Raw genomic sequence first — 12,236 nt, 5'->3', positions numbered from 1 at the left:
GGTGTTTCCCGCCGCGAGGAAGGGCTCGGCTCGTCCCAGTCCGAAGCCCCCCGTTTCACGTCCCCCACACCCCATCAAGGGATTGATCATAGTAGGGGGGGATTATGCGGGGGGTGAGGGCGCGGCGTTCTCGACAAAAGTTTGCGAAAATTTGCAACACACTGGACCGACGCCGCGGGCAACGTTTCTCTTCGTGCCCCAGGGTCTTTGGAGCGCGCCGCCGGGCCAGCGCGATTTTGAGGGCCGATGACGCGATCGCACTCGCGCGATGGATTCCGATCGTGCCGGTTGCAGGCCCGAAACCCTGTGGCGGGTCAGTTTTTGCCCCGCCCCTCTGACAATGCTCGCCGGCGGTTCGCTATCATCGGTGATGGCTCTTCTGACACCTTCTCAAGTACCCTGCCATGCCGAACATCCTTGTCGTCGACGATAGCGCCACCCAGATCGCTTTGATCACGTCGGTTTTGCATCAGCAAGGATTGCGGGTTCGGACGGCAAGCAATGGCCTGGAGGCGCTGGCGTCGCTGCGGGAGCACACGCCGGATTTAGTCATCACGGACATGCAGATGCCGGAGATGAACGGGGTCGAGTTGATTCGGGCCATGCGCACCGAATGCTCGCTCGTCCCGGCAGTCCTGGTGACAGCATTCGGCAACGAGGACTTGGCCGCCGAAGCGCTGGGTGTGGGCGCTGCCAATTACATCTCCAAGGACCACGTCGGAATCCTGCTGCCGGATATCGTGAACCGAATCACGGCCTTTGCCCAAGCGAACGCCCAATCGCTTTACTTGAAGGGAGCGCTGACGCCGACCACGTTCGATTTTGTGCTCGATTGCTCGATCGAGCGAATCACACCGCTTGTCAGCCTGATCGTTCGGTTGCTGGCCGCGATGAACGTGCTGCACACCAGCGACCGAATTCGAATCGCCGAAGCGCTCGACTATTTGATCACACACTCCATCATCCACGGCAATTTCGAACAACCCGTCCGTTCCACGCCGATGTCGATCGACTACACGCGGGCACTGGTGGCAGAAAAGCTGGAGGACGAGTCGTTGAGAGCGATGACCGAGCGGATCGCGACCGTGCGATTAGAAGTCACCCGTCGGGAAGCGAGATTTGTGGTCGCTCATGAAGGTTCGGGCCAGTCGATTCATCACGCCCCGCTACCGGGGACCCCACAAAGTTTTTCGGACGAACGCGGACGCGGCATGTTGCTGCTGACCAGTGTGATGGATGAAGTCTTCATCGATTCGGCAGCGCGAAACGTGACCCTGGTCAAGTACGTTTCACGGTAACCGTCAGGTGGGAGAGCTTCCCGGCCTGTCGGCGGTTCGCATGGAATACCGGCACGTGGCGTTAGCCAGTGGCGCGCGAGGTGTTGTCACCACGCGCCGCCCGCTGACGCATCCCACTACCGGCCTGTCGTTTTAGTCGGGATCTGCTGAGTCAATGGTGAGCCGCTGGCCGTAAGGCCCCGGGCCGCGTCGCAGTGCCCGGCCGCTTACGCGTCGCGGCTCACAAAATCGACAGCCCACTAGCACCCGGACTCGCCATCCAGACTGGCGTCGATCCGATCGCTCCACCCCAGCCGTTGGACGTCCGCGCGATCGGCCCAGCGGCTCGCTGTCCAAAGTCCCGCCTGACAAACAGGACAAGCCGAGTTCTGGGCATCAACGTAGCGATGTTCCGTTTGGACATCGGGTTGCATCCAGACGGCTTCGCATTCGTCGCACATCACAAAACCGCGATCGGTCAACGGTTCGGTCGGATCGTCCCCGGTGCAGATCCGAATACCGCACAACCCGCCGCCGCAGATCGGACAGATCGCGATCGAGTGAAGTGGTCCTGAAGGCGGTGCGTGCGGCGGCAGTGATGCGAACGCCCCTTGATCGGCGTCTTGTTCGTGGTCGTGGTTCATCGTTGCGTTACAACGGGTACGCGGTGATCACGATGGTGTCTTCGAGCACCAACTTGACGCGACGGGCGATCGGATGGTTTTGGCGTTTGCCCTCGCGGCCACCGACGTAACCGACCCGCCGCTCCATGTCGACGGTATAGATGGTTCGATCCCGATCGGTTTGCTTTGTCGACCGTTGATTCGCTTGGGCCCGTTCGTAAGCATCGTCGATGGTCACCAACGCGCCTTCCATGCCGCCGTCAAAGACGCCATGTTTCCCGGGTCGAGAGGGCATGTCCTGGGTGTGGCGACGCAGATGCTCCAACCGGTGGCCTTCCGCACTGCCCGGGACGTACTGCAACCCTTCCGGCGAACGGAACACGTTTGGACGAATCTCACGGAGCAACCCGTAGTGCAGATCGGCGTTGGAATCGCCGGCGTCCTGGTGGTCGTCTGCGGAGGGACCGTGCGACGATGGGATCGGCGCCGGGGTCGGGGTCGGCTCCGGCGCCAGAGCGGTCGCGTCGGCGTCGGCTTGCTGATTCAAGCCGGGAAGCTGCCAGCCGAACCGATCGTTCAGATGGGGCCCAGCGACCGTGTAAACGCCGACCAGCAGAACGACGGCGAGAGAGCCGATGCTCTTTGTGCCCCAGGACATAGCACCCAAGGACATGGATTTGCCCTTCGGTCGGCTTCCGGATCGGTCTGTCATGCGGTTCACGCGGGGAGGAAGGGATTACGACCGGACGTTGGTCCGACGTCGCTCGGGGACGACGGTCGGGGCAAAGGAATCCGTGATTTCGGAATCCGTGATTTCCCGCTCGTAGGCCCCCGGTTCGCCGACGGGCCCGGTTGGGGCGCCGGGCATCGCCCCAGGATCGGAAGCGTGTCTGCCTTTGACCACATAGGTGTCTTGGGTCTTGGCTTCCTGCTGGTAGCGTCGACGATACTTGTCGCCGTAACCATAGCCGATCGATTGGTAGCTGCCGCTGGCGCTGCTCTTGTAGGAGGCTCCGCCGCTGACATCGTCGATCTCGTTGACCACGACGCCCATGACACGGGCCCCGGCAGCTCGCAACATCGAAATCGCTTCTTTGGCGTTCGGCTTGCAACGTCGTCGGATACGCATCACTAACATCGCGGCGTCGACGTAGGTTGTGACGACGGCCGGATCACTGACCATCAACAGCGGCGGCGTGTCAACGATCACAAAGTCATAGTTATCGCGCGCCCACTGGAAAACTTCGGCCAATTCGGCCAGCGTCAATGCTTCGGCGGGGTTTGCCGGCAACGGACCGCAGGGCAGGATGTCCAGATTTTCGATCGGCGACTGGTGCACCGCTTCGGCCGGTCCGAGTTCGCCGTTGAGCACATTCGTCAGCCCGGTCTTGGCTTCCAAATTGAATCGCAGCGACAGCCGAGGGCTGCGAAGATCCAAATCAATCAACAAAGTCCGTTTACCGGATTGCGCGACCGAACAGCCGACGTTGGCCGCCAACGTGCTCTTGCCATCGCCCGGCAGCGGACTGGTGATCTGAAATACTTTGCTGTTGTATTGCCGACGGTCAAACAGCATCGCCGTCCGCACCCCACGCACGGCTTCCGCCGCGGGGGAATAGGGGCGATGAACGACCGACAGTTTCGGGTCCAGCTTGGCGATCTCGGAATCGACCAGCCCCTTGCCTTGTTGAATCCGGCCCTCGTCCAGTGGGATGTGCGTCAACACAGGAAGGCGCAACTCGCGTTGGATCTCTTCGGCACTGCGGAACATCTTGGCGGTGCTTTCGAAGATCATCGCCAGCAGCCCGCTCAATCCCAGCCCCAACATGCCGAACAGGACGAGGTCCTTTTTCAGATCGGGTCCGGTTTCATACGCTTGGCCGGTGTCCAGCAACGGTTCGACGAGAATCCCGCCTTTGACATCGGCCAAGTTCAGTGCCGCGAGCTGTTGCTCCAGTTGCGTTTCCAAGCCACGCATCGTTTCGATTTGGCGGTTGAACGAGGCGTCTCGTTCCTCCACGATCTTGAGCTTGTCTGCTTCGTCTTTCTGTTTTTCGATTTGCAAGTCGATGTCACTCATGTCCTGGGCCAGCACCGTCAGTTGTGCTTCCAGTCCGCGGATGTAGGCATCGACGGCCATTCGGGCGCGTTCGTCACGAGCCTCCCTCGCCGCCTTGTCATAATCGACCCGCTGGGACTGGGCTCGCAACTCGGCGATCCGCTCGGACATTTGTTGGTTGAGCTCATTGAGCTTGTTCTGCGAGCTTTCGATCTGCATGGCGATCGATTTCACTTCGGGGTGCGACGCACCGTAGGCCAGTTCCAATTGATCGCGTTTGATCTGCAACGGAATCAAAGCCCGTTCGACTTCCAGCTTCTTCAACGTCAAGTCATCCGGGGCCGTGTTGCCGGGGCCGACGATCTGCCGCAGCGGTTCGAACTCATCCACGACGCTTCCCAGGTGGCCAATGATCTGTGCCACCAGAACCGGGTCGCGGTGTAGTTTGCGAGTGTTGATGGCCAAGCGAAGGTCGCTGTTGAGTTCCCGTTTCTTATGCTCCAGTTCCGTTCGATAGGATTGCAACTGGAATTGTCGTTCTCGATACGGGTTGATGGCTTGACCTTCAACATTCCACTCCAAGTCCGCGTTGTCGCGAAACGTCAAGTATTCGCTTTCCAGGTCTTTCTGTTCGCGGATCAGCTTGTCCATCGCGTTGCGAACCAATTCGCCGACTTCGTTGATCGTCGATTGGCGCTCGCGTTCGAAGTGCTGGCTGATCGCCTGGCTGACGGCGTTGACGGTGGCGACGCAGAGCTGGGGATCGCGGCCGTCAAAGTTGAGAGCGGCAATCATCCGATCCCGCGAATCACTCTGGTCCGTCAACGTTTGAAAATGGATCCCGCTGCGAACCATCGCAGCAATCTGCTTTTCCGTACTGGACTCCAACGACGGAATCGACTTCACTTCCGGATTGGACGCAACTCGACCGACGATGGCATCGGACGTGATCAGCGATTGCATCAGCTTGCCGCTGGGGATACCGCCGCGAACGATTCCGGTGTTGGAATCCAATGAAATCGGCGTATCGCTTTTGAACATTAACTGCGAAGTCGCCCGGTAGGTCGTCGGCTTTTCGTGGTATCGCCAGTAGCCGACTCCCGTCCCGATGATCACCAGCACCAGGATCAATGGCTTGAACCGCCAAAACACGGCTAGAATGGACTCACCATGATGCTCCGGGAGTAAATCCGCCGATCCATTTGCGTCTTGGATCGCTGAATGAGGTGATGCCTGGTCCAGCATGAGACAGTGGTCTGGTAGTGAGTGGCTGACGTGTTGATGAGCAAAACGAACAGACTAGCTCGCAAAAATTCAGTTTGCACGAACTCGCGGTCGTTTTTCGCTAGGGACTTCCCTCACAAACGTACCGGTTGTTCGGTCGTGGTGCAGCGACTGTTCGTCTTGGGAACGATCAATTCCCCTTCAATTAACGCGCAAATCATTCGAATCGACAACATGCAAAAATACCAATTTCCATTAAAGCAGCAGAATGGTTGCAAACGGAAGCTGCTCCAAGAGCGGAACGTTGGACGCGGAAACGAAGTCGTGGGGCCAGTTTTTTTCAGTGACTCCCACAAACCGGATCAAAGCTTCCAGATTGTTTATCTGGCCCCAACCTTGACGTCGCGCATCACGCCCCCCCTGTGCGGGCGGTGTGGTCTTCAGTTCTAAAGTCACCCACCTGACAGGAGCGGGGGCTACGCTGTGAAGCGTTTTTTTGCGGTAGGGCGCGAGCCCTCCGGTGTTTTGGCAACGAGGAAGAACCGGAGGGCTCGCGCCCTGCCGCTAAACCCGAAAGAAACACAGGGAAAAATGCTTCTCCGCGTTAGAGCGGGGGCGATAGGTGAATCGCGGCATTCGAGTCTTCACTGAACGAAAAAAGGGCAAGCCGTAGAGCCTGCCCTTTGCGCGACACCCAAACATCAATTTTGAGATCTAATCGACTACGCTGTGTTGCAGATTTCGTCCGCAAAACGAATCCATGTTATTGAATCGATCCAATCCTGTTGCTGAAATGTCGTGTCCGTACACTCTGTCATCACTCCCCGCTTGATTGGATCCGTTCCCAAACCTTCGCTCGCACATTGGCGATGTACTGACGACGGATTTGGCAAGCAATCAGGCCTGGCCGTCCTTCCAGGCAACCAAGTCGCCAGACGTAGTGGTAGATAAACCACAGCCAGGGCTCTAGCGGCAGTCGCACCGCCAACTTTTTGAGCCAGCGGCGACGCTCTTGCTCGTTGCCCCACAGACGTGGTTCGACGGTGTCTTCGCCGTAGCGTCCGGTTGTCAATAATTGATACCTGAGGTGGCTTTCCCAAGTCGAGTATCGATTGTGTTTATCGATATACGCTTCCAGTCCCTTGAAGTCTTCATGAATCAAGGGTGTTGGCAGTTCACCGACCGGACCGTCCACGATGACGCGTTCGTGGACTTCCATGTCAAGCGTGTCGCCGGGAACTTCGATCAGTCTCTCAAACCGGGCCTTGCCGTAGCGAACCAACAGCACTGCACGGTGGGAGAAACCCCCGTGTCGCATCCGCCGCCCGAGGAAGTGAAACCCCTTTCGGATCAGATACCCGTCTTTGGGAAACTCGGCGGTGATTGCACTGCGAATTTCATCCCAGAGCTTGCTCGGAATGAACTCATCGGCGTCCAGAAACAAAACCCATGGCGTCCGGATTTCAAGTGTGTCGAGTGCCCATTGTCGCTTTTTGGGGTATCCACCTGCGTGCGAAAACGCCACCACCTCGGCTCCGTGTTGCGACGCGATTTCGGCTGTTCGATCCGTACTGTCCGAGTCGACCACAATCACCCGTTCGACGCGATTGGCAACGCTTAGACAACGTGCAAGATTCTTTTCCTCATTACGAGCGGCGATCAAAATCGTAATGGGTAGTCCCACCCCCGAATTTCTCGAACTCGCGTTTTCGGTCTGTTGTGTTTCTTCACTCACTGGCTGTCCATCACACGCTGGCCTACTTCTCGCGCCGGATTTCCGGCGACGACCTTCCACGGTGAGACGTCTTTGGTGACGCACGCCCTGGCTCCAACTACCGCGCCGTCACCGACGGTGACTCCCGGTCCGACAAATGCGTCGGCGCAAATCCACGCCCCACTCCCAACGGTGATGGACGCCTTGATCAGCGGCATCGTCGGATCGGAGTAATCGTGACTGCCTCCGCACAAATGCGATCGCTGTGACAAAGTAACCCTGTCGCCGATGACCAACGGGCCGAGGTTGTACAACAGGCAGTCGAATCCGACCGAAGACCAATCGCCGATTCGCAGATTCCACGGAATGAAGATCTTTGCGGAGGGATCAATGTGAACTTGCTGTCCGATCGTTGCCCCGAACAGACGAAGCAGAAATCGTCGCCATCCCCAAAGCAGTCGTGGGGAATACCGAAACAGAGGCGACAGAAACGACCACAGCAATCGGCCAAGCAACTCTCGTGTCGACCACTTTCGTGATTTCCGATTCTCAGCGATCACATCCACATGTTTCACTTGGTTCATCGGCCGTCCGCTCGATCCGTTCTCACTGGAATCCCGGGAGTCTGCGTAAAGCGCGAATGCTGCGTGTCGGACTTAGCGCCAAGACAAATCCCAACATGATCAACACCAGCAGCGCCGATGGTGGATCGCCGCTGTATTGTTGGTGCGAGACGGTGAACGACGCCAGATTCGCGACGACGATTGAGATCAGACAAAGCTGTAGGACTGCATCGCGCCAATGCGCAGGAGTTTGCGTCACGGCGTCTCTCAATCCCATTGTTAACGCCCATCCGGCCAATAGCACGAATGCGACACCGAAGACCCCGAGTTCGCGAAACACGCGGCTCACCCCATCTTCTTGCCATCCCCTGTGGAGATCTCTTGCAAAAGGGTCTCTGTGCTCGCCAACAAAATGATAGGCTCCCTGGGTCGCCGATCCGATCCCTTCACCGACCAGCCCCGATTGCGCGATGGTGCTGGCAATCGAACCTGATACGATTTCGGTGTACCGCTCCGCACCCTCTGTGAAAAGCGTGCTCGCGTAATTCATGTATTCAGTGCTGACGTAGTCTTCCGTACTGACAAGATAGATGCCGGCTGCCAATGCGGCACTTGCGACAACTGGAATGGCCGCCTGTCGAAAACGACGAATGGCACGGAGGTGGCACAGCAACGCCAGTGAGGCGAGGAAAACAAGTGGCATGCCAAGCATTTTGCGTCGACCGGACAGCAACAAGCAAAGACTTCCGAAAACCGCCAATGCGAGCCACAGTGGCGTGAGACGCCGCCGGGCGTAGGTCGCAAGTGTCAACGCGAACATCACCACCTGGGCGGCGTGTAGGCCCATGATGTCCGGGCTGCGATAAAAACCTCCGATCAATTCGACCGTTTCGTTGCCCGAGTAGCGAATCCAATTCATGCCTCTCAGCCCGCCGATTGCCGGCCAATTTGCCTGCGAATACTCGGCAAGAACGCCGATCAATGCGACTCCGTTGACCACGCAGTAGAACTGCAAAAAGCGTCTGATCCGGTCCGGACGCAACGCGATCAAGTATCCAAGCATGATTCCAGCCGCCGGTGCCAGGTAGGATACAACTCCCAACGCAACCATCTTGTATCCGTCCGCGTAGAGCGCCAATGACATGATGCAACCGGGCACCAATGCGATCGCCATGAAACGCAATGCACTGTGAATCATCGGGTGTTCGCGGAGCGTCGCCTTGACCCAACCCCTCGATTCGACCCATGCCGCGATCGAAATGCAGCCCCATAAAATGAGGACGCTGATCGTAATGAGAACGGACTCGTTCGGGTCAAGTTTGCGCACCGGGTCGCGTGCGAAGTCCAACGCGATGGCCCAGTAAACCGCTTGATGCCAATTGATAAACGCAATCAGGCACGCGACAGCGAGGACACCAAAATAGGCCGACGTGATCATGGCCGATGATCGTAATGAATGCTGGCTGAAGTTTCCATGCCGATTCCGTCTCCGACAACGCTTCGGTAAATTCGTTCCAGCTTTGACCTGAACGCGATCATGCCGAATCCTTTGGCGTGCCCCAGGCCAGCGGAAATCAAGCGGTCCGCGACACTGCGGTCGGACAACACCTGAAGCAGATTCGCTGCCATCGTCGTGTCGTCGCCGACCGCTGATGCCATCGCCGCTTCCCCAACGACTTCGGCCAGTGAACCTCCGTCGGTGCAAACCACCGGGCAACCCATGGCCATTGCTTCAATGGGAGGCCAACCAAAACCCTCGTAGATGCTGGGAAAAACAAGGGCATCTGCACCACGATAGAGTTCTCTCACGCGAGCATCGGATGGGTCACATTCAAAATCGATCCGGTCATCAATCCCCAATCGGCGGGCAAGCTGTTGGTGGGCTGCAGTCGGCGGGGGCCCCGCCATGACAAGGCGGTGTGGAATGGAGGCGGCGACTTTCGAGAATACATTGATCACACCCTCTCGGTTCTTGTAAAAACCGTTGTTGCCGATGTGAAACAAATAGCTTTCCGTCGAAGGGCGGCCCATTTCGGTACGAGGGACCGCTTCGTCGACACTGAATTGACGCTCCAATGGCGGAAACACGATGGAATCATTGCCGCGCAAGGGAACTCCCAGATCGTTGCAGTCTTGACGCGTTGACCGACTGTCAAAGATCAGGTGTTTCGCATAGCCGAGGCCATCGACTGCGGAGTCGATGATCCTGCGCGAGAGCCTGCCAGGTTTGGGAACGCCAAAACGTCCAAGGCATTGCAGTTTCGGTATGACATCGTGAACCGTCATGACGGTTTGGCGGTGACGCAGGATTTTGGCAAGATACCCGTGGCTACCATCGATGACATGAAAAAGATCACCGGTGTGCCACTTGGCCAACCGTCGGCCGTTGCGAATGACCGATGCATGGTGTGCCAAAGTACGCAGCTTGCTCGGCAAAATCCGAACGTTGCGGGCGACGCAAACGCGCTGAATTTGCACGCCGTTGTCGTCGGAGAACGCCGCTTCGACAAGATCGGCGTACCGACGCATGCTGCCCTTTGAGCCGGGCAAGGCTGTCTCAACCAGTACGACGTTCATGGTTCGCTTTTGAAAACATGTCTCTCGCCGCTCGGGCGATACCCTCGGCCGCATTTTTCGGGGAATAGTCGGCGATTCGTCGACAAGCCGCGGCACCCATTTTCCTGAGATCGACTTCGTCGCCTGACGCCCGTTGTAAGAGTGACGCGAGTTGGTCCCAGTTTCCGAATGCGAATGAGAAACCGGTCTCCCCCTCGATGATCAAGTCGTCTCGGCAACCGACTTGGTCGCTAACGATCGCGGGGCGGCCGCATGCCATCGCTTCGTTGACGACCAGGCCCCAAGTCTCACCGTGGTCAGACGGCAGAACGAGGCAGTCAGCGGCCGTGTAGGACGCAACGATCTCCGATTGATTTAGAAACCCTGTAAATGTCACCGGAAGATTGTGTTCGGCGGCCAACCGCTCACAACGCAAGCGCAGTTCCCCATCCCCAACCATCAGCAAGTGCATCCTGTTTGATTCCTTGCCGGACCGAAACGCTCTCGAAAAACTCTCCACGAGTTCGAATGGGTGTTTCTTGGCTTCGAATTTTCCGCAAAACAGGAAACAGACAGAATCTTCAGGCAGGTTCCACCGTCGACGAAAGGATTGGCGATCATCTTCCGTGGACTCGGAGATGCGGGCAAATCGTTCGTTTTCGATGCAGTACAGGGAGTCAAACATTCGCTCCTCGTCAATTCCGTAGCTGCGGTAAAATTCGCGATTCGCCTTTCCGATAGGCAAATATGCGTCGTAGCGGCGAACCAGTTGCCGTTGCAGCATACGTTTCCACCATGGCCTCCGACGGAGCCGGTTGGCTTCTCCTCGAACGATGCAGGGGATCTGCATTTGGTTGCACGCACGCAACGTTTGAATACAGGTCTTCACCACCCATCCGTTGACAATCACGACGTCAATTTCACGACGCCGCAATTCGTCCTTGATGCCAGGCGTATCGCACCCACGGAAATGGGTCAGGCCAGGATTCGTCGAGACATTTTCCAGGACGTCGTACTCGTATCCCTCGAGCAGCGGAATGTCCCATTCGAATTCGACGCCGAATCCGGCGCCCTGAGCGGCGGCATCGGGCAGCATCGCAAAGAGTACTTGAAAATCCAAGTCGGTTCGGGCGTGCAAATGACGGAACACCGGAACCTGGTACTGAATCGGATGACTGGTGACAAACGCGACTTTCGGGACTTGATTCTTGTTGGATCGATTCACGGCGAATGATTGGGTCGCATTTGGATGGTCTCACCGAGTTCTCGGCGTTTGTGTTGGGCAAGTTTTCGCCCGGACCAAAACGCGCGCAGTTCTCCAACAAACTTGATCGGAATCCACCAGGGATGGGTCAAGTGAAACTTCGTTCGGACTTCACGGAATAGGCGCCGTACGCAGTACAACCAGGGTTCCATGCCGCGACCGTGCAGAAAGGCATAATAGTGATCGCCGATTCCATGTTTAGGATCCGCACTGGTCAGGTGAGTTCCCGAGCTTCGGGTGCCCCCACGCTCGGCACGAAGATGATCGATACTGGCTTCCGGACAAAACCAAATTCGCCCACCCCCGGCAACGACTCTGCGTGCAAATTCGGATTCGAACCGAAAAGCCGAACCGCAGAAGTTCTCGTCAAAACCACCGATCGCCAATGCAAATTCACGGTGCACCGAGAGGTTGCCCGCCATCACGTTGGAAATCCACTGACCGTGGGTTGAATAAAAAGGAAACTCGAAATCCGCCCGCAGCCCGTTGCGGTCACCCATTGCTTGGGCATCTCGAGGGATCTCCCCGGGTTGCAGCACCTGCCCGACAACCGCGTCGGCATCGGAGTGCAGCGAGTGAGCCTCGAAATGGCGTTGCACGAGGTCGTCATTGGCCGTGATGTCGTCGTCAAGAAACAGCACCAAAGTCTGGCTGGCCAACCGCAAACCGTGGTTCATCGCCTTGGGAATGGAGGGTTCGGCTAGCCGGACCCATCGGATCTCGTGCTCCTGATGAAGCGCTGTAAGTCGACGTTCGGTATCCGGTTCATGTGTCGGCGATTGGTCGACGACCAGGATTTCGGCCGCCGACGGACGCATTTTGAGCAGAAAATCAATCGTGTCGATCAGCACGCCCTCACGACGATACGTGGGGATGACGATCGAAATCGGTAGTTCTCGGTTGGTCACTTTCTGCAAATCATTTCGGAAGAATCAGCCCGTCCAACAACCAGCAAC

General features: G+C 57.6%; 10 protein-coding genes. 1 reads left to right on the top strand and 9 read right to left on the bottom strand.

Annotated elements, in window-relative coordinates:
- Positions 1-404 precede the first annotated feature (404 nt).
- Positions 405-1,298, top strand: a complete 894-nt coding sequence (locus tag Enr13x_RS14355) for an ATP-binding response regulator (RefSeq protein WP_145387064.1) — start codon at positions 405-407, stop codon at positions 1,296-1,298.
- A 239-nt stretch (positions 1,299-1,537) separates the two neighbouring features.
- On the opposite strand, the gene Enr13x_RS14350 is transcribed toward Enr13x_RS14355, so the two are convergent.
- The 9 genes from Enr13x_RS14350 to Enr13x_RS14310 all read right to left on the bottom strand — a co-directional run bounded on the left by Enr13x_RS14350 (position 1,538) and on the right by Enr13x_RS14310 (position 12,188).
- Positions 1,538-1,921, bottom strand: a complete 384-nt coding sequence (locus tag Enr13x_RS14350) for a hypothetical protein (RefSeq protein WP_145387062.1) — start codon at positions 1,919-1,921, stop codon at positions 1,538-1,540.
- Positions 1,922-1,928: 7 nt separating this feature from the next.
- Positions 1,929-2,573 carry a hypothetical protein gene (locus Enr13x_RS14345; protein WP_145387060.1) on the bottom strand — a complete coding sequence of 215 codons (645 nt, stop codon included), beginning with the start codon at positions 2,571-2,573 and terminating at the stop codon, positions 1,929-1,931.
- A 63-nt stretch (positions 2,574-2,636) separates the two neighbouring features.
- Positions 2,637-5,111, bottom strand: a complete 2,475-nt coding sequence (locus Enr13x_RS14340; RefSeq protein ID WP_197456025.1) for a polysaccharide biosynthesis tyrosine autokinase — start codon at positions 5,109-5,111, stop codon at positions 2,637-2,639.
- 889 nt (positions 5,112-6,000) lie between these two features.
- Entirely contained in the window at positions 6,001-6,867 is an 867-nt protein-coding gene (locus tag Enr13x_RS14335) for a glycosyltransferase family 2 protein (RefSeq protein ID WP_145387056.1), read from the bottom strand.
- A gap of 47 nt (positions 6,868-6,914) precedes the next feature.
- Positions 6,915-7,481: an LbetaH domain-containing protein gene (locus tag Enr13x_RS14330; RefSeq protein WP_145387054.1), complete on the bottom strand. Its 567-nt coding sequence runs from the start codon at positions 7,479-7,481 to the stop codon at positions 6,915-6,917.
- A 22-nt stretch (positions 7,482-7,503) separates the two neighbouring features.
- Entirely contained in the window at positions 7,504-8,898 is a 1,395-nt protein-coding gene (locus Enr13x_RS14325; protein ID WP_145387052.1) for a hypothetical protein, read from the bottom strand.
- Positions 8,895-10,037, bottom strand: coding sequence for a glycosyltransferase family 4 protein (locus Enr13x_RS14320; RefSeq protein WP_197456024.1), 1,143 nt, complete (start codon positions 10,035-10,037; stop codon positions 8,895-8,897). Before Enr13x_RS14320 ends, Enr13x_RS14325 begins: the two co-directional genes overlap by 4 nt.
- Positions 10,018-11,241, bottom strand: coding sequence for a glycosyltransferase family 4 protein (locus Enr13x_RS14315; protein WP_145387048.1), 1,224 nt, complete (start codon positions 11,239-11,241; stop codon positions 10,018-10,020). The genes Enr13x_RS14320 and Enr13x_RS14315 overlap by 20 nt, the downstream gene beginning before the upstream one ends.
- Entirely contained in the window at positions 11,238-12,188 is a 951-nt protein-coding gene (locus Enr13x_RS14310) for a glycosyltransferase family 2 protein (RefSeq protein ID WP_197456023.1), read from the bottom strand. Before Enr13x_RS14310 ends, Enr13x_RS14315 begins: the two co-directional genes overlap by 4 nt.
- Between the last annotated feature and the right edge of the window lie 48 nt (positions 12,189-12,236).

It is taken from the genome of Stieleria neptunia (genome assembly GCF_007754155.1).
GTDB classification, from domain to species: domain Bacteria; phylum Planctomycetota; class Planctomycetia; order Pirellulales; family Pirellulaceae; genus Stieleria; species Stieleria neptunia.
This window is presented reverse-complemented; position numbering and strand designations above follow the sequence as displayed.

Excerpts from the sequence above, each read along its gene's own strand:
- Enr13x_RS14330 (WP_145387054.1), bottom strand. The coding sequence starts at position 7,481 with ATGAACCAAGTGAAACATGTGGATGTGATCGCTGAGAATCGGAAATCA.
- Enr13x_RS14345 (WP_145387060.1), bottom strand. The coding sequence starts at position 2,573 with ATGTCCTTGGGTGCTATGTCCTGGGGCACAAAGAGCATCGGCTCTCTC.
- Enr13x_RS14355 (WP_145387064.1), top strand. The coding sequence starts at position 405 with ATGCCGAACATCCTTGTCGTCGACGATAGCGCCACCCAGATCGCTTTG.
- Enr13x_RS14350 (WP_145387062.1), bottom strand. The coding sequence starts at position 1,921 with ATGAACCACGACCACGAACAAGACGCCGATCAAGGGGCGTTCGCATCA.
- Enr13x_RS14320 (WP_197456024.1), bottom strand. The coding sequence starts at position 10,037 with ATGAACGTCGTACTGGTTGAGACAGCCTTGCCCGGCTCAAAGGGCAGC.
- Enr13x_RS14325 (WP_145387052.1), bottom strand. The coding sequence starts at position 8,898 with ATGATCACGTCGGCCTATTTTGGTGTCCTCGCTGTCGCGTGCCTGATT.